The sequence below is a fragment of the Kiritimatiellia bacterium genome (assembly GCA_026417735.1).
Taxonomy (GTDB): domain Bacteria; phylum Verrucomicrobiota; class Kiritimatiellia; order PWTM01; family PWTM01; genus CAACVY01.
Genome location: JAOACR010000020.1, coordinates 173,914 through 197,772 on the forward strand (window position 1 = coordinate 173,914; position 23,859 = coordinate 197,772).

Consider the following 23,859-nt stretch of genomic DNA (forward strand, 5'->3'; position numbering starts at 1 on the left):
CCTCCATCGCGGGGGTCCGCGACATTCCATGAAGCCGGCCGGAACCGAGGGGCGAGTGCGGGTGCTGATACCCATTGCGGACGGCACCGAGGAAATTGAGGCGGTCACCGCCGCGGATTTGCTCCGGCGCGCCGGCGCCGAAGTCTGCCTCGCGAGTGTTGACGGCGAAACCATCACCGCGGGCCGCGGAACGCGTATTGTCGCGGACGCCCGCTGGGCCGAGGTCCGTACCGACGAGTACGATGCGATCGTTGTGCCAGGCGGCGCGCGCGGCGTCGAGCGACTGGCCGCACACGCGGATCTGCTCGATGCGCTCCGCGCCGCGCACGAACGGAACCGATGGATCGGAGCAATCTGCGCCGGGCCGCTGGTGCTGGAGGCCGCAGGTATCCTCCACGGCCGCGCGGCGACCTGTCACCCGGCGGCCGCCTCTCGTCTGCGCTCGGCAATCCGCCGCGACGAGCCGGTTGTCGTGGATGGCCGGATCGTCACCAGCCAGGGCGTCGGAACCGCGGTCGCGTTCGGGCTGACGCTGATCGAATGCCTCTGCGGAGCAGAAACCGCCCGCCGCGTCGCATTGGACATCGTCGCGCGTTGGCCGTAGCGCTGGCCCCGTCGCCCCCCAACCAGGTCCTCGCGACGGGTCGCTGCCCTCCTCAGACGTGGCGGCGGCGCGCCCGAATCAGCCCTCCCCCGCCGCTCCCCGAAACACCGAAGCGAATCTCAACGCGAGCAGATCGATCCGGTGAAACGTTGGCCGCACCAAGGGCTGGCTGACCATTGATCCGCACCTCCCTCACCGGCCAGCCAACGCCGTCGCTGCACACCACCACCGCCAAGGGCGACTTGTGACCGCTCGGCATCAGCGCGACCACCGCCGAGTTCCTTTCCATACGTTCTTGTGCGGATCGTCCCGCAGACCAATGCAGACCTGAAGCTCCGGCGGCGCTCAGCGGAAAGCTACCGGTTCGAATTCGACGGAAACGCCATCTGGCGGAAGCGGCGGCAAGCGGCACAGAAGGAGCCTGACCGCCGGCGACTGCGCCAACGACAACGGAACTGGAGCGATGCCGAGCACAAGCACGGCCTCCCAGATCTGAAGGAAGCGCCCAAGCAAAGCCTCCATTTCGATATTCACGAGCGATGATCATCGAGCAGGCGTTTCAGCCGCCGCTGCCTGCCCACATCCTCGGTCTTGGCCCACTGATTTGGCAACTGACCGGCATCCATCACGAGGTCACACAGCCGAACGCCATGCCGACCACGATCCTACTCCGGGCAGAAGAACCGTGGATCACAAACGCTGTGGTACCCAGACCGACTTTGTGCGGCGCCCGCATCGGGCCGAATATCGCCGCAGACCTTCCTGCGCGACGGATCCCGCAGCTGTCACACAAGCCTCGCCCCCGGAACATGAGCCGGCCGGGGCAGCACCGCAGGTCCAACGAGCGACCGATTCCTCCCGCCCAACCGCCCGACCCAGCCGGCAGCAGCCACCCTCGGTGGCGCTCTTCTGGCAGCCGCTTCATCTCCACGCCGTGTTGGCTCAACTGATCACTGTTCTCACCGGTCACAACGCCGCCCAGGGGGTCCGGGATCCACAAAGCACATCGCCGCAAAGCACGCATGGACGACGTCCCTCGCCCGCTCCGAACTCGGAGCCTCAAAGCGGCAAACATGGCTCTCCAACGAAACGCAAGCGGCAACAACTTCGGTGCGTCTTCCCTTCGCCTCCGACACCCGGGCGGCAACGGCCCCCTCACCTCCCTTCTGCGGTCCCACTAGCCACAGACCCGGCACTCGCCATTCGCGGCGGCACGTTTCCGGAAGAAGCATTGACGGGGACTGTCGAGAACCTAGAATGCCTGCGGTGACCCGGCCGGTACGCCAGTGCCCCGCCGAAAGGAGTCATCCGCCAGCTCCATTCGTGTGCGGTGCGCGCGGTCGCTTCAGACCCCGCCGGCCTCGGGCCCTGCGGTCAATCAACGGAGAGCCATGCGGCAGGCCCCTGCACCGCGCGCCGAAGCGGAGCAACCGGCATGAGGGGTAGCTGGAGCGGCGCGGACTCGGCCGTAGTGCTTGTCTATTTCACCGCGACGCTCACGATCGGATTGGCGCTGGGACGGACCAATCGGACCGCCGAAGGCTTCACGGTGGGAGAGCGGTCGCTGCCGGGGTGGGTGTGTGGTCTCTCGATCTTCGCGACCTTTCTCAGCAGCATCAGTTTTCTCGCAATTCCCGGTGGCGCATTCGCCCGAGACTGGAGCTGGTTCGTCTTCTCGCTCACGCTGCCGCCGGTGACCTGGCTGGCGGTGCGCGTTTTCCTCCCGCTGTATCGGCGCAGCGGCGAAATCTCCGCTTACGCGCTGCTCGAACGGCGGTTCGGCCCCTGGGCCCGGTGGTATGCGGACACCTTTTATCTTCTCACCCAGCTGGCGCGAATGGGCACCGTGCTCTATTTGATGGCGATGTCCGCAGCCATGCTGGCCGATTGGGACATCCGCACAGTCATTCTCGCCACCGGCGGAATTGTCACCGCCTACGCATTTGTGGGCGGTCTGGTCGCCGTGGTCTGGACCGATGCGCTGCAGGCGCTGGTCTTGATCGTCGGCGCGCTCGTCGCACTCATCCTGCTGCTGACAGACCTGCCGGAGGGCCCTGCCCAAGTGCTGCGCCACGCGCTGGCGCACCGCAAGCTCTCCCTTGGCAGCCTCGACCCCAGCACGTGGTCCGCCCCGACGTTCTGGGTCGTTCTGCTGCACGGGCTGGCGATCAATCTGCAAAATTTCGGCATCGACCAGAACTACGTGCAACGTTACCTCGCCCCCCGGTCCGACCGTGAGGCTCGTCGCGGGGTGTGGCTCGGCGGGCTGCTCTATGTGCCGGTGAGCGCCACGCTACTGTTGATCGGCACCTCCCTGCACGCGTGGTACCACGCACACCCCGCCGAGCTTGCCGGGCTTCGCGCCGCAACCGCAGCCCAGCGCGCAGCCTCAACCGCAGAACCCATCGACCCCGCGCAGCTCGACGATGTCGACCTGGGTGATCGCGCATTTCCGCATTTCATCGCCACCCGGCTGCCGCACGGGCTTGCCGGCCTGCTCGTCGCCGCCATCCTGGCCGCCGGTATGAGCACCGTGTCGACCTCGCTCAACTCGTCCGCCACGTTGCTGGTGACCGATCTCTATCAGCGGCTCCTGCGGCCCAACGCCGACGACCCGGCCCGCCTGCGGACGCTGCACGCGGCCACGCTGGCCGTCGGTACCCTCGGCACCGGCGCCGCGCTGCTGATGGTCAACGCTCGCGGCGCGCTCGATGCGTGGTGGAAACTCGCCAGCGCGTTCAGCGGCGGCCTCGGCGGCCTGTTTCTGTTGGGCGTGCTCTCCCGCCGGGCGGGCTCCCGCAGCGCGGCCGCGGCGGTCGCGCTGGGCGTGCTCGCGATCGCGTGGATGACATGGTCGCCCACCTGGCCAGAACCGCTCGCCCGCTGGCGCTCGCCGCTCCATCCCTACCTCACCGTCGCGGTCGCGACCGCGGTGATTCTGATCTTCGGCATGCTGTTCGGCCGCTTCGAGTCGCGCCCTCGCACAGCTAGCTCAACCCGGGGGGACCCGCCTTGATCACTGCTACGCCCGCGCTCGAAAACGTCTCCGCGCCGTCCCGGGCGCCAGAAGCCATGGCCAGCCCGCCTCGCGCGCGCCGTCTCGCGCGCTTCGCTGGCCTTTCCGCGTTCGCGGTGACGGCACACTCTTCGCCGCTGGCCACCAACGAGTTCATTTTCCAGAGCGCGCCGTTTCGATCTTGCCACGCGTCCACGATCGCCGAAGCTGCGGACGGGACGCTCGTTGCCGCATGGTTCGGCGGCACTCATGAAGGCCATCCGGACGTGAGGATCTGGGTTTCGCGGCACACCGGTGACGGTTGGACCGTCCCGGTCGCCGTCGCCGACGGGCGGCAGCCGGACGGTTCTCGCCATCCCTGCTGGAATCCCGTGTTGCACCCCACCCGCGAGGGCACGCTCCTTCTTCTGTACAAGGTTGGCCCCGACTGTGCACGCTGGTGGGGCATGCGCCGCGTTTCGCACGACGGTGGCCGCACCTGGTCCGAGGCGGTTCGGCTGCCCGACGGCGTGATCGGGCCCGTCAAAAACAAGCCCGTGCGGCTGCCTGACAGCTCGCTGCTGGCCGGCTCGAGCACCGAACACGACGGCTGGCGGGTCCACTTTGAGCACAGCGCCGATGACGGATTCACCTGGCGCGCCGACCCGCCCGTGAACGACGGCCGCCAGATCGCCGCGATCCAACCCGCGATTCTCTTGCTCGGCGGCGGGCGCCTGGTTGCGCTCGGCCGCACCCAACAGCGCCGAATCTTCCGGTTGGAATCCGACGACCTGGGCCGCACCTGGCGCCCGATGACGCTCACCGACCTCCCCAATCCCAACTCCGGCATCGACGCATTGACCCTTGCCGACGGCCGCCATCTGCTCGTGTACAACCCCGTCGAGCGCGGCCGCTCGCCGTTGGTGGTCGCGATCTCCACAAATGCCCACCAGTGGTCGCCCCTCCTCACTCTCGACGATGAGCCCGGCGCGGAGTTCAGCTATCCCGCCGTCATTCAGACGCGCGACGGACGCGTTCACATCACCTATACATGGAAACGCCAGCGCATCCGGCATGCGGTGCTCGACCTGTCCGCCGTCCCGCCCTCCGCCACCCCCGTCCGAAATCTCACCATTGCCGGCTGGGGTTGGGAGCAGGGCACGTTCTCAAACGGCGCAAAAGCGTTCTCGAATCGCGAGTATGTCTGGACGAATGTGCCGGCCGTGTTTGAGGGTTGGTCATGCACCCGCACGGTGGGCGGCGCGCCCTGCGAAACGCGTGTGACTGCCCGCACCGCCGGGCGTCTGCATGCGATTGCGCCCGCGGACTCGCCCATGCCGGACTGGCGACCGCTCGAGGCCGCCACCGTCCACTACACCGATCGCGGGTGCACCGCGATGCGAGTGTGGATTCGCGATGTCGCCCGCGACGAGTGCCTCGTGCTTCCCCGCGCCGGATGGACTGGCGTCCAACTGCTATGGCCACCCGATGCCCACGCAGAACTGCTTCAACTCCCTCGCCCACCGACCCGGTCGCTGCAACCCCTCCGCTACAACCACCCGCGCCTGGTCGTGGACCTCGGCGTGGGTCTTTGGGCCTGGCCACTGCCGATGGATTTCGACGGCGACGGCGATCTCGATCTTCCAGTCAACTGCCCCGACAAGCCGTTCAACGGCGTGTGGCTCTTCGAAAACGCCTGCGCGGACACAGCCGCCAATCCCCTGCCGGTCTTCCGCCCCCCCCGCCGCATTAGCCGCGGCCTGCAGAACGTACAGGTCAGCTACGTGGAGGGACATCCTCGCGTTCTGACCCCCGCCGCTGAGCACCCCGATTTCCTCCGTAGCGGGCTTGAGCGCAGCGTGCCGCTGCTGGTGCCGGCAAACATCCACCCCAACCGTGTCCGCGCGAACATGTGGCGTTACGCGGACTACGACGGCGACGGCTCGCTCGACCTCGTCGTCGGCGTCGACGACTGGACCGACTACGGATGGGACAACGCCTACGATCCCGCCGGCCGCTGGACCAATGGACCGCTGCGGGGCTTCGTCTATGTGCTGCGGAACGCGGGCACCAGTCGCACGCCGCGCTACGAACGGCCGGCGAAACTCATCGCCGGCGACCGTCCGGTGGAGGTCTTTGGATGGCCGTCCCCCAACCTGGGCGATTTTGACGGCGATGGCGATCTCGACCTGATCTGCGGTGAATTCCTGGACAGGTTCACCTGGTTCCGCAACATCGGCCGCCGCACCGAGCCCCGCTACGAGCCCGGCCGCCGACTCGTCGCCGACGACGGTCGCCCGCTCGCGATGGACCTGCAGATGATCACACCTGTCGCGCTCGACTGGGACCGTGACGGTGACCTCGATTTGATTGCGGGCGACGAGGATGGCCGCGTCGCACTCATTGAACACACCGGTCGCATCGCGCCGGACGGTGTCCCCATCTTTCGCGCTCCCCGCTACTTCCAGCAAGAGGCCGACCTGCTAAAGTTTGGCGCCCTCGCCACACCGTGCGGCGCTGACTGGGATGGCGATGGTGACATTGACCTGCTCTGCGGCAACACCGCCGGCTACATCGGCTTCATCGAAAACCTCAGCGGTCCGGGCGTCGAATACCCCCGCTGGGCGCCGCCACGTCGGCTCGAGGCCGATGGTCGGGTGATCCGGATCCAAGCCGGTCCCAACGGAAGCATCCAGGGACCGGCCGAGGCGAAATGGGGCTACACGACGCTCACCGTCGCCGACTGGGATCACGATGGACTCCCCGATCTGGTCGTCAACTCGATCTGGGGTCTCGTGCACTGGTACCGCAACGTCGGCAGTCGTACCGCGCCAAAGCTCGCCGCCCCCGCGCCGATCGAGGTCGAGTGGCAGGGGCCGCCCCCGGCGCTCGCGTGGGGCTGGCTGCGCCCGAAGGGCCGCGAACTGCTCACCCAGTGGCGCACCACCCCCGTTGCAGTGGACTGGAACCGGGACGGCCTCACCGACCTGCTGATGCTCGACGCCGAAGGCTACCTCGCGTTCTTCGAGCGCGCCCGCGATCGCGAGCGACTGATCCTGCGCCATCCCCGCCGCGCACTGTGCGATGAATCCGGCCGCCCCCTCCGCCTCAACGCCCGCGTCGGGGGTCGCAGCGGCCGCCGCAAACTCTGCGTCACCGACTGGGACGGCGATGGCCGACTCGATCTGCTCCTAAACGCGGAAAACGCGCGCTGGCTCCGGCAGATCTCAGAGCGCGAGGGCCGCTGGCTCTTCCGCGACATGGGACTTCTGAGCGATCAAAACATCGAAGGACACGACGTCAGTCCCACCACGGTAGACTTCAACGGCGATGGCATCCCCGACCTCCTCGCCGGAGCCGAAGACGGCCATTTCTACTACCTGCGCAATCCGCGAAGCGAGCCATGAGGCCTTTCATTCCATCGCCCCTGCGGTCCGCGCGCGAACGTCGCCGGCACGCCGTCCAAGCGTTGGAGGGCACCCCGTCGCGATCGTCCAAGCGTTGGAGGCGCCCGTCTTCCCGGCGGCGGTTGCACCCCGCCACCGGCGGACGGTCGCGGAGCTTTGCCGTCAGCGCGGGCACCCGCCGCAGCCGTTGTCCGCGCGGATCATCGCGCATGGGCCATGCGCGGACACGTTTCGCCCTTCGATCTCGATGAACCTGCCGCTTCCATCCGGTATTCTCGTGCCCCTCGCGACGCCTCTGACCCACCGCGACGCGCTCGATCATCACGGGCTGGATCGACTGGTGGATCACGTGTTGGCGGGCGGTGTCCACGGTCTGTTCCTGCTCGGCACAACGGGCGAAGGGCCGAGCCTCAGCTACCGCCTGCGGCGCGAGTTGGTGCGCCGCGTGACGGAGCGTGTCGCCGGGCGGGTCCCGGTGCTGGTCGCGGTCAGCGACACCGCCTTCGCCGAATCGGTGGCGCTGGCACGGCACGCGGCCGACTGCGGCGCAGCGGCAGTGGTCGCGGCTCCGCCGTACTACTTCCCCGAAGGCCAGCCGGAGCTCACGGAGTATCTCGAGCACCTGGTCGAAGAACTTCCCTTGCCGCTGGTGCTCTACAACATGCCCATCTTGACCAAGGTCAACATCGAGCCGGACTCCGTGCGGCGCGCTCTGGACAGGCCGCAGATTGTCGGCTTGAAGGACAGCTCCGGCGATCTCGTCTATTTCCGCCACGTCTGTGCGATGGCCGCGGAGGCGCGACCGGACTGGCGGTTGTGGATCGGGCCGGAACACCAGTTGCCGGCTGCGCTGGCTATGGGCGGACATGGCGGGGTGTGCGGCGGCGCAAATGTCGCGCCTGACCTGTTCGTTGCATGGTATGCGGCACTTCGGGCGGGCGACACCGCGCGTGCCAGCACGCTGGAAGAGCGCGTCCGGGCGCTCGGCGAGATCTACCGGATCGGGCGCCATCCCTCCGCCGTGATGAAGGGCATCAAGTGCGCACTGTCACTGCTCCGCATCTGTAACGACTTCATGGCGGAGCCGTTCCATCGTTTTCGAACGCCGGAACGGGAGCGCGTCCGCGCGGCGCTGATCCGTGCCGGTCTGCTACCGCCGAATCCGCTGTTCACCGCCGACCGTCCGTAGACGACATCGGCACGCCGTTCGTTTCGCGCTCTGCTGCCATCGTCGGCAGATCAGCGCAGAGTACGCCTCGCGCGGCAGCTTGCTCGTGAGCGAAGCTCATCCGCTGGCCTCCAGACTCTGCAAGATCACCGGCACCGTGGTGCGACGCCATCGCCGAAGGGTTGGGGCGTGTTCGCATCGCTCCGTTGGGCTCGCGCGTTCGCGGCGCGGCCTGAGATGCGCACGCCGCCGCAGCGGCCGCACATGACTGGCCCTCGTGGGCCCGCCACCGCGGTCAGCCGCCTGCCAGCGCCTGCCGCAAAAACTCGGGCGCCGCAGCAACCGCCGCTGCGGCCCTGGTGCCGTCGCGTCCCCCGGCCTGCGCACGCTCAGGACGTCCGCCGCCGCCACCGCCGGCCAGCTTCGCGATCGCACCCGCCAGCCGGCCCGCATGAACCCCCCGCGCCACCAGCACCTCGGGCACCACCACCGCGAACGCCGCCTTGCCTTCGTTCGACGAGCCAAGCGCGATCACCGCGTCCGGCCGACGCACCGCGAGCGCGTCGGCCGCCTGCTTCAACGCGTCCGGCGACGCCTCGCCGAGGTAGCCATGAATCAGCATCGCACCACCCACCTCCACCGCGGCCGCCAGCAACGCCTCCGCCCGCGACTGTACCGCCGCGGCGGCGGCCGCCCGCATCGCCTTCTGCAGCTCGCGATGCTCGGCCAGCAACGCCGCGACACGATCCACCACCTCCGCAGGGTTCGCACTCAGCGCCCGACTCAGGCGCTCCACTCGCTCCCGGTCCTCCCGCGCCGCCGCCCAGGCTGCCTGCCCGCACAGCGCTTCGATGCGGCGGATTCCCGACGCCACCGAACCCTCCGACTCGATCCGGAAGAGGCCCAGCTCCCCGGTCCGCCGCGCATGCGTGCCCCCGCACAGTTCCCGAGAGACCCCCTCCACGCTCACCACCCGCACCACCTCGCCGTACCGGTCGTCAAACACGGCGACGATGTCCGTGCCGGCGACGTCCTTCAGCGGCATCTCGACGGTCGTCACCGGCCGGTCGTCGAGAATCCAGAGGTTCACCGTTTCTTCGATCTGCCGCAGCGTTTCGGGCGGCACCGCCTCAAACCAGGTGAAGTCAAAGCGCAACCGCTCCGGCCCCACCCACGATCCCGCCTGTTTCACCTCTTGCCCCACCAGCCGGCGGAGCGCCGCGTTGAGCAGGTGCGTGCCGGTGTGGTGCCGCATCGTCGCCCGCCGCCGGCGTTCGTCCACCGCCGCCCGCACCCGGGCCCCCTCCCCAATCCGACCGCGAACCACCCGGCCCCGATGCAGGATCACGCCCTCCGCCGGCTTCTGCGTGTCGAGCACCTCAAAGACACCGTCCGCGCTCTCCAGCCGGCCGCGGTCCCCGATCTGCCCTCCCGCCTCGCCGTAGAACGGCGTCACGTCCAGCAGCACCTCGCCGGTTTGCCCCTCCTCCAGAGCGCCGATCCGCCCCTCGGCTCCCAACACCGCGGTGACGGTCGCCTCCGCCTCCAGCCGCTCGTAGCCGACAAACCGGCTCGTCAGGCCCGCCGCCGCAAGCGCGGCGATGCGGTCGCCTGCCCCCCCCTCCAACGCGGCGCGGCGCGCGGCGCGTGCCCGCTCGCGCTGCACCGCCATTTCCCGCTCGAAGCCAGCCTCGTCCACCGTCAGGCCACGTTCGGCCGCCATCAGCCGCGTCAGATCAATCGGAAACCCGTAGGTGTCGTACAGCTTGAACGCCTCCGAGCCGGGAAACACCGTCCCGCCATCGCGGCGTGCGGCCGCCGCGGCCGCCTCGAAGAGCTCCAACCCCCGGTCGAGCGTGGCTTCAAACGACTCCTCCTCCGCCCGCAGCACCCGGCGGATGGTGTCCCGCCGAGCGCCCAGTTCTGGAAACGTGTCGCCCATCACCCCCTCCAGCACCGGCACCAGCTCCCCGAGAAACGGCTCGCGAAAGCCGAGCCGACGCCCGAACCGCGCCGCCCGCCGCAGCAGTCGGCGCAGCACGTAGCCGCGGCCCTCGTTCGACGGAATCACGCCGTCCGCAATCGCGAACGCGAGCGCCCGCACATGGTCGGCGATCACCCGCATCGCGACCGCGTTCTCGCCCTCGTACTCCCGACCGCTGCGTTCGCGCAGCCAGCCGATCAGCGGCGCGAAAATGTCCGTGTCGTAGTTCGAATGCTTTCCCTGCAGCACCGCGGTGATTCGCTCGAAGCCCATCCCCGTATCCACATGCTTGCTCGGAAGCTCCTCCAGCCGGCCGTCCGCCCGCCGGTTGAACTGGATGAACACGAGGTTCCAAACTTCGATCACGTCCGGCGAGCCCGCGTTCACCATCTCCGGACCAGCGCCGCCCGGCGTGCGGTCAAAATGAATCTCCGAGCACGGCCCGCAGGGACCGGTATCGCCCATCTCCCAGAAGTTGTCCTTCTCGCCGAACCGCAGCACGTGTGAAGGATCGATGTCCGTCACCTCCCGCCACAGCGCCGCCGCCTCGTCGTCCTCCCGGTACACCGTCGCCCACAGCCGCGCGCGCGGCAGCCCCCACACGCCCGTCAGCAGTTCCCACGCCCACGCGATCGCCTCACGCTTGTAGTAGTCGCCGAACGACCAGTTGCCGAGCATCTCGAAAAAGGTGTGGTGATAGGTGTCGCGCCCCACCTCCTCCAGATCGTTGTGCTTGCCGCTGACCCGAATGCACTTCTGCGTGTTCGCAACTCGCCGGTCGGTCGGCTCGCGCCCCCCCAGAAAAATGTCCTTGAACTGGTTCATCCCGGCGTTGGTGAACAGCAGCGTCGGATCGGCCGGGAGCACCACCGGCGAACTCGGCACGATCGCGTGCCCCTTCGACCGGAAAAACTCGAGAAACGACCGACGAATCTCGCGCGATGTCTTCATACTGCCGTCTCCACGTTCGCCAACGGGCGCAGGATCATACACGGGACCGTGCGCCCGCCCAAACCGCGCGCCGCGCCCATCGTCGCACTTGCACGCCGTCGAATTGCACGTAGTTTGAATGGGCGATCGGTGTACCCCATGGGTTCCCCACCCAGACCTCCTTGACGCCGATCGCCCGTTTCTTTAGCGTCGGACCGTGACGCAGAAGCCCGCCACAGCGCGCACCCTCTCCCACCCCCTCTTGACCGAGTTTCAGGCCCTCGTGTACGCGGTGGTGAGGCGGATTCCGCGCGGCCGCGTCGCAACCTATGCGCAGGTCGCCCGGGCGGCCGGCTGTGCAAGTCCACGCGCCGTCGGACAGGCCCTGCGACGCAATCCCTTCGCGCCCCATGTCCCCTGCCACCGCGTCATCGCCAGCGACGGCCGGGCGGGCGGATTCGCCGGCCAGCAGCACGGCGCCGCGCTCCGGCGAAAGCTCGCTCTGCTGCGCCGCGAGGGTGTGACCTTCCGCCGCGGACGGCTGGCCGATCCCAACCGGCTCGTCGAGCTCGCCCATCTGAGGCCGCAGCGCGGTATCTCGTCGGTCGACCGTGGGAGCTCACCGCCGTGAGACGTATCGCGGAAAAGATTGCGCTGCTTGCGCTGGCCGGGTGGTCTGCGGGTGCGGCCGATTCACTCCAGTGCGCCATCCGTTTTGAGCAGGCGGAATCCGCACTACGCATTCTGGCCGGCGCCGAACGCTTCGCGGTATACCGCTTCGCGGAACCCCCGTCGCCCTGCGTGTACCCCCTCGTGGGCCCGACCGGCACGAATGTGCTCCGCGAGTACCCCTTCGCGACGGTGCCCGGCGAATCTCATGACCACCCCCATCACCGCGGTCTCTGGCTCGGTCACGGCGAGGTGAACGGCCACGACTTCTGGTCGTGCCGGAACGGCGAGCGCATCCAGCAGGCCGCCATCCTCGAGCGAAACGACGCAACCGGCCGCCTCGTGACGAGTAACCACTGGGTCGCCGCGGGCTCACTCGTCGCCGCCGACACGCGCGCATGGGTCTTCCGGAGGCAGGCGGACGGCTCGGTGTCGGTGGAGCTGGACTGGCGACTGTTCACACCGTCTGGCGACATCGAACTCGGTGACACCAAAGAGGGATTGTTCGCGCTGCGTGTGGCCACCGCGCTCCAGTGCGATCCGCCGGGGCATGGCACGCTGATCAATTCCGAAGGCGACACCGGCAGCGCAGCGTGGGGGCGCCGCGCCCGCTGGTGCCGCGCATCGGGTATACACAGTGGCGCACCGGTCTCCATCCTGATGTTTGATCATCCGTCCAACCCCGGCCATCCGAACGGCTGGCATGTTCGGACCTACGGGCTGTTGGCCGCCAACCCGATCGCGCGAAAAAGCTTCCGGCTTTCGGAGCAGCCGGCACCACAGCGCATCCCCGCCGGTAGCTCGCTGAGGTTCCGCTGGTGCGTGGTCGTGACGCGCGGCGTGCCGGAACCCGCCGCCGTGGAGTCCCGCTGGCGTGCGTGGTCGGCCGCTGCGGTGGCTCCGTGAGCGGTCGCATGCCCGCAAATTGGGTGTATAGTGCAGCCGATGAGGCTGCTCGGAGGTGATCATGAAGCGACTGCAGATCGGACAAGCCGCCGCTGCGGCAGTCTGCCTGGTGGGTGCTCTCCTCGCTGAGGCTCAAACCCCCCTCGTGAACGCCCCCCCCGGCGACGCGGGCCGGGTCAATCTGATGGTGGTCGCCGGAAGCTCGAATGTCTCTCCCGCTGAGTCGCCAGCCTCGCGCGTGGATCCAAACACGGTGTCCTCACTGTACGCGGGCGTGGGCAGTGTCCGGGTGCAGGTGGGTGCCAACACTTACATCGGAACTGGGACGCCGTTGACACCCACCCACATTCTCACCGCTGCCCACGTGCTCGACATCGACGGGAACGGCACGCCCGATACGACCCCCTCCAATGTGCAGTTCTGGCTGAATTACGGGGGCAGCCCCAGTCACATCGTCACCGCCTCCGCCCTGCACCTGCACCCGGCCTACAACGGCCACATGGTCAATCTCAACGACGACCTCGCGATCATTCAGTTGTCCTCCCCCTTGCCGGCCGGTGTGCCTACCTACGATATCGTGCGAACCTCGCTGGTCTATCAGACGGCCATCACCGTTGTCGGTTATGGCTGGTCCGGCTACGGCAACATCGGATACACGGTGGCCCCCAGCTACGTGGTGAAGCGCGCCGGCACCAACTTTGTCGACGGCGTCTGGAGCTGGGATGACGAAGGCACCAACACGGTGTTCGAAGTCTGGTATGGTGATTTCGACTGGCCAAACGGCGTGAATACCGGTTTCGTCGGCGGCGTCACCGTTGGCAACCGTCTGGAAACCACCTTCGGCGGCGGAGACTCCGGCGGCCCCGGCTTCATCTGGGACGGCACCATCCCGAAGATCGTCAGTGTGAACACCTTCACCTTCAGCATGGGCACCACCAACGCCCCCACCTTCGGCTCCGGCCTGGGCGGCATTCACATCCCCGCATACTCCAATTGGATCGACAACGTCGCGGGAATCCCGGAACCGCAGACGATACTGCTCTCATTGCTCGGTACAGCCGCCGCGCTCGCCGTTCGCCGTTTTCGCGAGCGGGCAGAGGATCCGCCGTACCGCTGATCGGCGCGCCTGCAGCCCGCAATCCTCGCCGGGCCGGCGGACGGCGAACTTCGCGGTTGCGCTTGTCCATCCACCGCAGCCAACCGTAGGATGAAACCATGTTTCCTCTCCGGCTCGAGCGCGCGCTCGTCGTGTTCGACATCGAAGCGACCGGCACCGACCCCGGCAGCGACCGCATCATTGACCTCGCCGTGATTCGCCTGGAGCCGGACGGCTCGCGTTCGGCACGGGAGTTTCGCTTCCATCCCGGCATACCGATTCCCCCGGCCGCAACCGCGGTGCACGGGATTCGTGACGAAGACGTCCGGAACTGCCCGCCGTTCGAACAACGCGCTGAAGAGGTTGAGCGCTGGTTCCGCGATGCAGACCTCGCCGGCTTCAACATCGCCCGCTTCGACGTCCCCCTCTTGCGGGCCGAGTTCCGGCGCGCGAACCGGCAGTTCTCCCTCGAAGGGCGTCGATTGGTAGACGCCCAGCGCATCTTCCACATGAAGGAACCGCGGACGCTGTCTGCAGCGGCCCGCTTCTACGTCGGCGTCGAACACGTCGGCGCGCATGGCGCGCTGGCCGACGCCGAGATGACATTGCGCGTCCTCGAGCGACAGATCGAACGCTACGAGGATCTGCCCCGGGAGGTCCCCGCTCTGAGCGAATGGTGTTTTCCCACCAACACCGACGCGGCGGACCTCGAAGGCAAGCTGCGCTGGACCCCCGAAGGCGAACTAGTTCTGACGTTCGGTCGCTTCAAGGGCCGGACCTTGCGTGAGCTGGCCAATGACTCTTCCGGCCCCGGAAGAGACTATCTCAAGTGGATGTTGCGCCAGGAGTTCGCGCCGGACGTGAGGGCGTGGGTGCAGGACGCTCTCGAAGGAAGGGCTCCGCGCCGAACACCGCCGTAGCTCTCGCACCTATCCGCCTGATCGGACTCCGCCAGCCGTGGCCGCCCCAATGCAAACTGCGGAGAAACGAAGGGTTGGGCCAGTGTCACCGCGAAGCGAAGAGCGAGCGATGCCTGCGGCAGTGAAGTCGCCGCCTCCAGCGGGCTCGCGGCCGCCCCGCCACGTCCCCACCCCGCTGATGGTGATGGTCACAGTCGCGGCCGCTGGGTTGGGATTCGCGGTTGGGCGCTGGTGGCCTCCGCGGACGCCGGAGGTACCCAGGGGGAACGTTCCCGCGACCTCTTCGTCCACGCCCTCTCACGAACAGCGCCCCCTGCTTCTTCCACGCCCCACGGCGCCGCCCGCTCCAACGCAGACCGACGCGACAGCCCCAGCGCAAAACTCCCCCAGTACCACCGAAAACCGCGCAGAGATCTCCCCCGCATTGGACGTTTTTTTCCGGCGAGCGGTCGCCGCGCCGGAAGAGGGCGTGGGCCCGACATATGCGGGCGCGGCCGCGCACCTCACGGAAGAAGAGGTCCGCATCGCGCTTGGCGCGGTCGAACGATGGCCCGCCGGCCCGCGCCGCAGCGGCGCGGAAAACCTGCTGGCGCGGCGCTGGGGACAGCTTGACCCCGCCGCCGCGCTCGCGTGGGCTGCCAGCGTCAGCGAGCCGATTCGCCGACACGAGCTGCGGCGCCAGGTGATGCTCGGATGGGCCTCGGTCGATCCCTCCGCAGCCTTCGCTCATGTCAGTGCCGGTGCGGACGGCACCGCCCCCCCTCACCGATTGCGCGAAGTCTTCGAGGGCGCGATGCAGGCGGAGACGCACACCGCTCTCCGGTTCGCCGCGCAGCTCGATCCATCGCGTTTCGGCGGCGAGGCCGGTTCGATCATCTGGACCGTCTTCGGCCGCGATCCCGCCGCCACTGTCGCCTTCGTGGAAGCGCTGCCGGACGGCGATCTGCGACAGTTGGCGGTGGACCGCGTGATCGACCACTGGGCACGATACGACCCGCTCGGCGCACGGGCATGGATGGAACGACTCGGAGCCTCGGGCCAGACCCTCTCGGCGAGAATCGAGCTGGGCGAATCCTGGGCACGAGTGGATCCGGCCGGAGCGGTCGGATGGTTCCTGGATCTTCCGGCCGAGCAACAGGACGGCCGAATTTTGGACCGCATTCTGCATCGCTGGCTGCAGTACGACCCCGACGCGTGCATCACATGGCTTCGGGAGCAACCACCCTCGCCGCTGCTCGACCGCGTGCGCGCTGAGCGGGCGGTGTCCCTGGCCCGCCGCGACATCGCGGAAGGGCTGGCATGGGTACCGCTCATCACCGACCCCCGACGCCGCGCGGCAGCGGAGGAACAGATCGTCTGGGATTGGTACCGCCGCGACCGCGCGGCCGCGGTGGAGTATGCGCAGCGCAGTGGAACATTGCCGGATGCGGCCCGGCAACGCCTGATCGAGCGTGCACGGCGCGATGCGGAGCGAGAGGCCGCGACGCGTCAGTGAGCGCGCGCGGGGGGGGCAGCGGCAACCTCCTGCTCGCCGAACCGCATCAAACGGCCGCTGTTGAACACCACCATCAGCGAACCGACGTTGTGCAATAGCGCCGCGGCGATCGGCGGGACACCGCCGGCGGCCGCCAGCGCCATGCCGCCAACGATAAAAACCACCCCGACACCGATGTTCTGCGCGACGACTCGTGTCGCGTATCGTGACAATTCGATCAGCCGCGGCACCCGTCGAAGGTCATCGGCCATCAGCGCGATGTCCGCGGTGTGAAGCGCGACGTCGCTGCCCGCCGCTCCCATCGCAATACCGGTGTCGCCCGCGGCCAGCGCGGGTGCGTCGTTCACCCCATCCCCCACCACCGCCACACGGCGGCCTTCGGCGCGCAACCGGCTCACAAACTCGACCTTCGCCGCCGGCAGACAACCGGCGCGGTACTCTGAACACTCGATCGCCTCAGCCACCTTGCGCGCCGCCCGCTCCCGGTCGCCAGTGACCATCGCAATTCGCTGAATGTTGAGTTCGCGCAACCGGCGGACCGCCTCTCGCGCGCCCGGCCGCAGCCGGTCCTCCAACCCGATCCACCCCAAGTAACGCCCGTCTACCGCAACGTGCACCACGCTGAGATGACCGGCCGCGGCCTGCTCGCCGTCAGCCGCCGCCACCACCCCCGCATCGCACAGCCACTCCGCGCGGCCGCACATGATCGACCGCCCCTCCACCCGCGCCCGCACACCGCGCCCGGCCTCCTCCATACACTCCTCCGGTTCCCGCACGGCGACGCCCGCCTCGCGCGCCAGCCGTGCGATCGCCACCGCCACCGGATGCTGGCTGCCGCGCTCCGCGGCCGCGGCCGCCGCCAGCAGCTCCGACGGCGCCACCCCCTCCGCCGGCGCCAACCGCACCACCTCCGGTTCGCCGGCCGTGAGCGTGCCCGTCTTGTCGAACACCACCGCATCGGTCCGGCCCACCGCCTCGAGATGCACGACGTTCCTCACCAGAATGCCGGACCGTGCCGCCGCGGCGAGCGCGGCAACCATCGCGGTCGGTGTCGCCAGCACCAGCGCACACGGACACGCAAACACCAGCATCGCCACCACCCGGTCCCAGTCGTCCGTGAAAAACCACGTCACCGCGGCCAGCGCCAGCACCAGCGGCGTGTAGTGACCCACGTAGCGGTCAATCAACATCGCGAAGGGCAGCCGCGTCCGCTCAGCCTGAAGGATCATCTCGCGCACCCGCCCCAGCGTCGTGTCCGGACCGACCCGCGTCACCTCGATCTCGACCGCGCCGGTGAGATTCTGCGTGCCGGCAAACACCTCGTCGCCGTCCGCCTTGTCCGCCGGCAACGGCTCGCCGGTGATCGTGGCCTCCTGAATCGCCGTCCGGCCCGCGATGATCCGCCCGTCCGCCGGCACCAGATCACCCGGACGCAACAGCACACGGTCGCCCGGCCGCAGCTCATGCGCGGGCACCTCCTCCTCACCGCCCTCCGGGCGGCGCCGCCGCGCGGTGGTCGGCGTCAGTCGCACCAGTCCCTCGATCGCACGGTGCGCGCCGACCGCGGTCCGGGTCTCGATCACGGTAGATAGCAGCATGAGCAGCGCGATCACCCCGGCTGATTTCGGATCCCCGCGGGCCAGCGCCGCGAGCACCGCGATCGCAACCAGCCCATCCAGATGCACATGCCCGGCACGCAGGTCCGCGGCAGCGGTCCGCAGAATCGGCAGCGCGAGCATCACCGCACCCACCGCGGCAGCGACCTCGGCCGCCGCCGCACTGGGGGGGTGGATCGCCGGCGCCAGATAGCCCGTTCCGACAAACGCGGCGGCCACAATCACCCAGCCCAGTAGACCGCGGCCGGCGCCGCCGCCGTCGGCTCGCTCTCTATGGGACGTCTGCATGGTCCTCCGCGCCCGGCAGTTCCGGCGCCAGCCAAAGTCGGAGCTCCTGCGAACCGTCGGTCCGGGGCCGCAACACATAGATCTCCGCGACGGCCGCCAGAGCGCGCCGAACGCTGTCCTGCCACAGGGCGGTCAACACCACTTCCCGGTTCTCCTTCACCCGGGGCAGCAACTGCCGGAACACCGCCGCGTCTGCGCGGATCGCAGCCAGCTCGCGGTCACGCGCGGCCGCCGCCGCCGCACGGCGACGCGCCGCCTCCGCAGCGGCCTCGTGGACAAGCCGGGCCGCGCTGCGCCGCGCTTCTTCCACCCTCGACGCCCGCTCCTGCGCCGCCCGCGTCACATCGTCAAATGCCGCCGCCACTGCCGCGGGGGGCCCCAGCTCAACGGCCTCCACCCGCTCGATTCGAACACCGATGCGCCGCGCGGCGACCCTTCGCGCAACCTCCTCCTCGATCCGGCCGCGCAGCGTCTCGATGCGGGTCCGCAGCACCGCATCCAACTCCATGCCCGCCGTCGCGCGCACGACCGCGGCCTTCAGCTCATTCGAGATCACCGCGGTCGGCGATTGCGCCGCGGTCACCCACATCACCGGATCCTCGATCAAATACCACGCGGTCCACCTCGAGCGGATCAGGTTCGCTCGCGCAGTGAGCACGCCGTCGCGCCAGAGCTCTTCGTCGGCGCGGCGAGCATCCTCCGCGATGGGCGGCGTGCCGATCGTCAGCGGCCGCGGCCGCGCCGCTTCCAGTCGGATCACTTCCGCAAACGGCCGGGGCAGCGTCCAGTGCGCGCCCGGCCCCCAGGTGTCCCCGCGGACCCGGCCGAACAGCCGAACCACCGCGCGCTCGTGCGGCTGAATGAAATGCAACCCGGAGGCCGCATACAGCGGCAGCAGCGCGAAGAGCACACCCCGAACGATCCGCGCAGCCAGCGCCAGCGCATCCGCCCACGGCGAGGCGCCCGCCGTTGTACCCACCCATGGCCCGGTCGCACTCACTTGCCCGAAGCCGGCGCGGCGGCGCCGGGCCGTGTCACAAACAGGTCGAACGGCGGCGTCTCGGTGCCGAGGATCACCGTCGCGCGGCGCCCGAGCGTCTGTTCAAACGCCTGAAGCTTACGGAGGAACAGAGCCAACTCTGGATCCTGCTCAAAAACGCGGTATGCGTCCGCGGCGGCCGCGTCACCCTCCGCGCGCAGTCGCAGCGCGTCCGCGTCGGCCTCGGCGAGCATCTGCTCCCGTCGCGACTCCGCCTCCGCGCGAAGCCGAGCCGCCTCCGCATCACCTTCCGCACGGTAGGTTTCTGCGAGCGCGGCGCGCTCCGCCCGCATACGCTCGTAAACCCGTTCCAGAATCGCGGGCGGCAGCCCCAGCGAGCGAACTCCGACCGCGGTCAACTCGATTCCATACCGCTCCAGCGCCTCGGGCGCGGCGGCCGCTGCGATCTCGGACTCGATCGCTTCCAGCTTCAGCTCGGTCGGCTCCGGGTGGACCAACGCCTCAAACGCATGCCGTCCGATCACCGCGTTGCGCCAGTGACCAAGCAGCCCATTCAGGTTCCGCCGCGCGCGCTCAAACGTGCCCACCCGCTCCAGAAACTTCACCGGTTCGGCAACGCGCCAGATCGCATACAGCGAAACCATCACCGGGCGCCCGTCCCGCGTCAAAGTCTGCTCCAACGCGCCTTCCCAAACCTGTGCCCGGGCATCGAAACGGTGCACCGTCTGCACCGGCCACGGCCATCGACGATGCAGCCCGGGACGAGTGAGTGGCGCCGACGCGACCCGGCCGAACGTCGTCACCACTGCGACCTCACCCTCCCGCACGATCAGCAAGACCTGCGTCATCAGCAGCAGCACCGCCGCGCCGATCATCAGCACGGCGGTCAGCCGCTGCCCGCCCGGCCCAGTCGGTGCCGTCGCACTCATCGCACGACCTCCTCCGCCCGCACCCCCGCGGGCGAGCGGTTCGTCAGCACGCCGATGTCCCACAACACGGAGGACACCTTCGGCTCCAGATTCAGCTGCACCACCTCGCGGCCCGCCGCCGCAGCGATCAGATAGAGTCGGGGCCGCTGCAGCGCGGCGACTACCGCGTCCAGCGCCGCGCGGCCGGCATATACCACCGGACTGGCGGCCGCAGCCGCCTGCCGCGCCCGAAACCGCTCCGCTTCAGCAGCCGCGACCACAGAACGGCGCCCGCGTTCCGCCATCGCCGCCAGCCGTCGGCCCTCGGCAGCAGCGCGGGCCACCGCCTCCATGCGGGCCGCCTCTCCCCGCGCCCGCAGCACCGCCGCCTCGCGTCGCTCCATCGCCGCCACGACATCCTCAAACGCCTCCGCCACCTCCACCGGCGGGTGAACGTCCCGCAGACCGACGAACGTCACCTCGATACCCAGATTCAGACGTCCCACTTCACGACGCAGCCGCTCCGCCACCGTGCGGCCAAACTCCGCCTGCCCCGCCCCCAGCACGTGCATCACATCCCGTCCCGCCAGCTCCGCGGTGACCGCGCGCGTCGCCACGGCTCTGATCGCCGCGTGCGGGTCCGCCGCACCATAGAGATACCGCACCACGTTCGTGATCCGGTATTCCACCGGGATGTTCACCGCCAGCACCCCCACCGGCGCGGCCGCAGGCGCATTGGTCCCGGCCAGAGCGCGCGCGCCACTCAAAAAGAGGTCCTCCCGCCGATAGTGCGCGCGCGTCCACAGCATTTCAGCAATCCCCCCCTCGTCCCCCTCGTAGCCGATGGTCAGACGCTGCAGCCGTCGAACAGGCGCACGGCGAATCGTCTCGAAGGGCCAGGGCCAGGTCCAGTGCCACCCCGGCCCCACCAGGCCCTCGGGCTCCGGCAACGGCCGGCCCAGCCGCTCCCGCACGCCTTCCTCTTCCGGTCCGAGGATCGCCACGCCGCTCCATCCATACAGAACCGCCGCCTGAACGGCGACCAGCGGCGCCAGCGCACGCGCAATTCCTCGCGCCGCCCGCGTGCGGGAAAACTCGAAACCGAACTGGTAGTCCACCGACTCCGCCGCGGCGCGCCACCATGAGGCCGGCGAAAGGATCCATCGAACGAAGGCACTCTCGTAGGGCGCCGACGGCGATTCGTCCGCTCGGCGGGGCCGGTAGAGCTCCAAGAGCGTCCGCACCCACTGCTCCGCGCCCAGCGCGCCGGTCCACACCGCCAGCACGCGCCAGCCCAGCACCGCCACCCGATCCAAGCCAGCCCAGTGCGCGAGCGCGGCGCCAGCGGCCATCCCCGCGCCGATCGCCGCCGCCCCAAGCACCACGCCCACACCCCGCAGCAGCGCAAGACCGGGCCCGGCCGCGGCCGACAGATAGTAGCGCGCCGCGACAAGCAACAGGAACGCCGCTCCGCTCTCCCGGCCGGCCGCCACCAGCCACCGGGATCCCTCTCCACCCTCACCGCCGGCCGGCAAACCCCGCCACCCCTGCACCGCACCAACCAACGCGACCGCCCCCAGCACCGGCGTCGCCCACGGCACCACCCACCTCTCAAACACAGCGGCGCTCCGCGCAAAGCCGCCCGCGCCGGCGTCCGCAGCCGCAGGCGCAAACAGCGCCGCCTCCGGCCGCACGGCTGCCATCCGCAGCTCTTCCGCCTCCTCCCGCACCCGCCGCGCCAGATACAGCCGCACCGCAACCAGCGCGCAGGTTCCGACCGTCCAGAGGTAAAGGTACAGCGTGGGCGGCCCCATCCCACCGCCGGCGGCCGGCGCCGACGCCGCTGCGGCCGCAAGACTCAACACCATCGCCGCCAACGCCGCGCGTTCGCCCGACCGCTGCATCAGCACTTCACTTCCGCGGAACGCAGCAGCCATGTGCCGATCGCCAAAACCCCGCTCACGTACAGCGCCGCATACGCTGTCGCCATCGCCACATACCGCAGTGGCACCGGCACGCCAAGGTTCACCGCGTCCGCCATCCAGAAATGTTGCCAGTTGGGTACCAGCGCGTACACTGCCGCCGCCCAGCGCCGCGTCGCCGCCAGCCGGCCGAACAGATAGTCGCTCATCAAACCCGCCAGAAACACCGCGCCGGTCAGCGCCATCGTCGGTACGACGTCCAGCCGCGTCGCAAACATGAGCGCGATCGCGGCGAGAACCAGTAGCGCGATCGCGATCAGCACGTTCGCCCCAATCATCGGCACCGAGTAGAACTCTCCGACCCGTGTCGGCGCTACACCCTCCCGCGGCCGGCCACCACCCACCCAGAACGCGACCCAAACTGCCGCGGTCAAAAACCAGCCCGCATCCGCGACGAAGGGCCGTCGCGTCAAATAGTTCCATCCCGCCGCCAGTAACCACGCCACCGGCGCGGTCAACAACAGCGGTACTTCGCCCCCCCAGTCCCAGAAAAACGGCACCGCCATCACCCGCGCCGCCATCATCGTCGCCGGTGCAATCGTGAGCGAAAACATGAGCATCCCGCCCGCCACCCCCGCGAATTTGCCCACCACAAACGTGCCGCGCCCGACCGGCTTGCTCAACACCGTGGCCGCGGTGCCGCGCTGCAGCTCCCGCGTCAGCGAATGGCAGGCCGACGTGCCGGCCAGCCACAATCCCAAAAACAGATGGAGCGCAAGCACGCTATCAGCGACGATCTTCTCGCCCTCGTCCAGCGTATGCGTTGTCAGCAGCGGCATCAGCGCACAGCCCACCACCGCGGTGGTGGTCAGCAACAGCGTGAGTGGCTGTCGCGCGATCTCGCGGCGCGTCGCCGCCGCCACCGCCCAACCCGCCTGAATCGCCGCGCGCATCCCCACCAGCATAATCGCCACCGCCCTCGCTGGCGACGCGCTCGCAGAACAGGTGCCGCGGAGTTGAAGCGCACACGATGCCGCGGTAGGCTGTGAACATGAGGATCGCGCGTCATCCGCAGCGTGAAGGTTGGTGGGCCGGCGGACCGGCCCGGGTTCGCGGTTGATGCGCGCGTCGACGCGATCGAACCCCGGGGCGGTCCCGGGGTTCCGCGTTTTTCGGGACCGACATGCTGGCCAAACGCATCATCCCATGCCTAGACGTGGACCGCGGACGAGTGGTGAAGGGCGTCCGGTTCGTCGCGCTTCGCGACGCGGGCGACCCCGTCGAATGCGCCCGCGCCTACGAAGCGCAGGGAGCCGACGAACTCACCTTTCTGGACATCACCGCCTCCCACGAGCAGCGCGACACGATCGTGGACGTCGTCCGCGCGGTCGCGCAACACGTCTTCATGCCCCTGACAGTGGGAGGGGGCATCCGAACCGTCGCCGATATCCGCCGGCTGCTGCAGGCGGGCGCGGACAAGGTATCGCTGAACACCGCCGCGGTGGCCCGACCGGAGCTGATCACGGAGGGAGCGGAACGTTTCGGCCGCCAGTGCATCGTGCTGGCGATTGACGCGCGGCGGCGCGAACAGGGCGACGGTTGGGAGGTCGTCACCCACGGCGGCCGCCGGCGAACCGGCCGCGATGCGGTGGAGTGGGCCCGCGAAGGTGTCCGGCGCGGCGCCGGGGAAATTCTGCTCACCAGCATGGACCGCGACGGCACCGCGGACGGCTACGACCTTGAGCTGACGCGCGCGATCGCAGACGCGGTGCCGGTCCCGGTGATCGCCTCGGGTGGCGCCGGCGGCCCCGAACACCTCATCGAGGCGGTCACGCGCGGCGGCGCCGACGCGGTGCTCGCCGCCTCGATCTTCCATTTCGGCCGGTACTCCATCACAGAGGTGAAACGCGCAATGCGCGCAGCCGGCATTGAGGTACGACTGTGAACCGAG

The 23,859-nt window shown here is 69.1% G+C and carries 18 protein-coding genes; 10 read left to right on the plus strand and 8 right to left on the minus strand.

Annotated elements, in window-relative coordinates:
* The first annotated feature begins 28 nt into the window (after positions 1 to 28).
* Positions 29 to 604, plus strand: a complete 576-nt coding sequence (locus N2652_10630) for a DJ-1/PfpI family protein (GenBank protein ID MCX7819640.1) — start codon at positions 29 to 31, stop codon at positions 602 to 604.
* A 52-nt stretch (positions 605 to 656) separates the two neighbouring features.
* Here N2652_10630 and N2652_10635 read toward each other — a convergent pair whose 3' ends face one another.
* Positions 657 to 875, minus strand: a complete 219-nt coding sequence (locus N2652_10635; GenBank protein ID MCX7819641.1) for a hypothetical protein — start codon at positions 873 to 875, stop codon at positions 657 to 659.
* A gap of 74 nt (positions 876 to 949) precedes the next feature.
* On the minus strand, positions 950 to 1,138 hold the full coding sequence (locus tag N2652_10640; protein MCX7819642.1) for a hypothetical protein: 189 nt from the start codon (positions 1,136 to 1,138) through the stop codon (positions 950 to 952).
* Between the two features lie 901 nt (positions 1,139 to 2,039).
* On the opposite strand from N2652_10640, the gene N2652_10645 reads away from it, so the two are divergent.
* The 3 genes from N2652_10645 (at position 2,040) to N2652_10655 (ending at position 8,195) form a co-directional block, all read left to right on the plus strand.
* Positions 2,040 to 3,620, plus strand: coding sequence for a sodium:solute symporter (locus N2652_10645; protein MCX7819643.1), 1,581 nt, complete (start codon positions 2,040 to 2,042; stop codon positions 3,618 to 3,620).
* A 116-nt stretch (positions 3,621 to 3,736) separates the two neighbouring features.
* The gene (locus N2652_10650; GenBank protein MCX7819644.1) at positions 3,737 to 7,006 is read left to right on the plus strand and encodes an exo-alpha-sialidase; all 3,270 of its coding nucleotides are present in this window, start codon (positions 3,737 to 3,739) and stop codon (positions 7,004 to 7,006) included.
* Between the two features lie 247 nt (positions 7,007 to 7,253).
* Positions 7,254 to 8,195: a dihydrodipicolinate synthase family protein gene (locus tag N2652_10655; GenBank protein ID MCX7819645.1), complete on the plus strand. Its 942-nt coding sequence runs from the start codon at positions 7,254 to 7,256 to the stop codon at positions 8,193 to 8,195.
* A gap of 274 nt (positions 8,196 to 8,469) precedes the next feature.
* Here N2652_10655 and alaS read toward each other — a convergent pair whose 3' ends face one another.
* A complete protein-coding gene (gene alaS, locus N2652_10660; GenBank protein ID MCX7819646.1) occupies positions 8,470 to 11,109 on the minus strand; it encodes an alanine--tRNA ligase in 2,640 nt (879 codons plus the stop codon).
* A gap of 274 nt (positions 11,110 to 11,383) precedes the next feature.
* Between alaS and N2652_10665 the strand changes: the two genes are divergently transcribed.
* The 5 genes from N2652_10665 (at position 11,384) to N2652_10685 (ending at position 16,174) form a co-directional block, all read left to right on the plus strand.
* Positions 11,384 to 11,719, plus strand: coding sequence for an MGMT family protein (locus N2652_10665; GenBank protein MCX7819647.1), 336 nt, complete (start codon positions 11,384 to 11,386; stop codon positions 11,717 to 11,719).
* Positions 11,716 to 12,663 carry a PmoA family protein gene (locus N2652_10670; GenBank protein ID MCX7819648.1) on the plus strand — a complete coding sequence of 316 codons (948 nt, stop codon included), beginning with the start codon at positions 11,716 to 11,718 and terminating at the stop codon, positions 12,661 to 12,663. The genes N2652_10665 and N2652_10670 overlap by 4 nt, the downstream gene beginning before the upstream one ends.
* A gap of 61 nt (positions 12,664 to 12,724) precedes the next feature.
* Entirely contained in the window at positions 12,725 to 13,780 is a 1,056-nt protein-coding gene (locus N2652_10675; GenBank protein MCX7819649.1) for a trypsin-like peptidase domain-containing protein, read from the plus strand.
* Between the two features lie 98 nt (positions 13,781 to 13,878).
* A complete protein-coding gene (locus N2652_10680; protein MCX7819650.1) occupies positions 13,879 to 14,679 on the plus strand; it encodes a 3'-5' exonuclease in 801 nt (266 codons plus the stop codon).
* Positions 14,680 to 15,148: 469 nt separating this feature from the next.
* Entirely contained in the window at positions 15,149 to 16,174 is a 1,026-nt protein-coding gene (locus N2652_10685) for a hypothetical protein (protein MCX7819651.1), read from the plus strand.
* On the opposite strand, the gene N2652_10690 is transcribed toward N2652_10685, so the two are convergent.
* From N2652_10690 to N2652_10710, 5 genes are read right to left on the minus strand one after another with little or no spacing between them, the layout of a single operon-like run.
* Complete coding sequence (locus N2652_10690; protein ID MCX7819652.1) at positions 16,168 to 18,078, minus strand: cation-translocating P-type ATPase; 1,911 nt, start codon at positions 18,076 to 18,078, stop codon at positions 16,168 to 16,170. The two genes, N2652_10685 and N2652_10690, sit on opposite strands and share 7 nt — an antisense overlap.
* Positions 18,062 to 19,078: an SPFH domain-containing protein gene (locus N2652_10695; protein ID MCX7819653.1), complete on the minus strand. Its 1,017-nt coding sequence runs from the start codon at positions 19,076 to 19,078 to the stop codon at positions 18,062 to 18,064. Before N2652_10695 ends, N2652_10690 begins: the two co-directional genes overlap by 17 nt.
* Positions 19,075 to 20,007 (minus strand): SPFH domain-containing protein, encoded by a 933-nt coding sequence (locus tag N2652_10700; protein ID MCX7819654.1) that lies wholly within the window; start codon positions 20,005 to 20,007, stop codon positions 19,075 to 19,077. Before N2652_10700 ends, N2652_10695 begins: the two co-directional genes overlap by 4 nt.
* Positions 20,004 to 21,923, minus strand: coding sequence for a protease modulator HflK (locus N2652_10705; protein ID MCX7819655.1), 1,920 nt, complete (start codon positions 21,921 to 21,923; stop codon positions 20,004 to 20,006). Before N2652_10705 ends, N2652_10700 begins: the two co-directional genes overlap by 4 nt.
* Positions 21,890 to 22,882, minus strand: a complete 993-nt coding sequence (locus N2652_10710) for an ABC transporter permease subunit (protein ID MCX7819656.1) — start codon at positions 22,880 to 22,882, stop codon at positions 21,890 to 21,892. Before N2652_10710 ends, N2652_10705 begins: the two co-directional genes overlap by 34 nt.
* Before the next feature lie 209 nt (positions 22,883 to 23,091).
* Between N2652_10710 and hisF the strand changes: the two genes are divergently transcribed.
* Positions 23,092 to 23,853 carry an imidazole glycerol phosphate synthase subunit HisF gene (hisF, locus tag N2652_10715; GenBank protein ID MCX7819657.1) on the plus strand — a complete coding sequence of 254 codons (762 nt, stop codon included), beginning with the start codon at positions 23,092 to 23,094 and terminating at the stop codon, positions 23,851 to 23,853.
* The last annotated feature ends 6 nt before the right edge of the window (positions 23,854 to 23,859 follow it).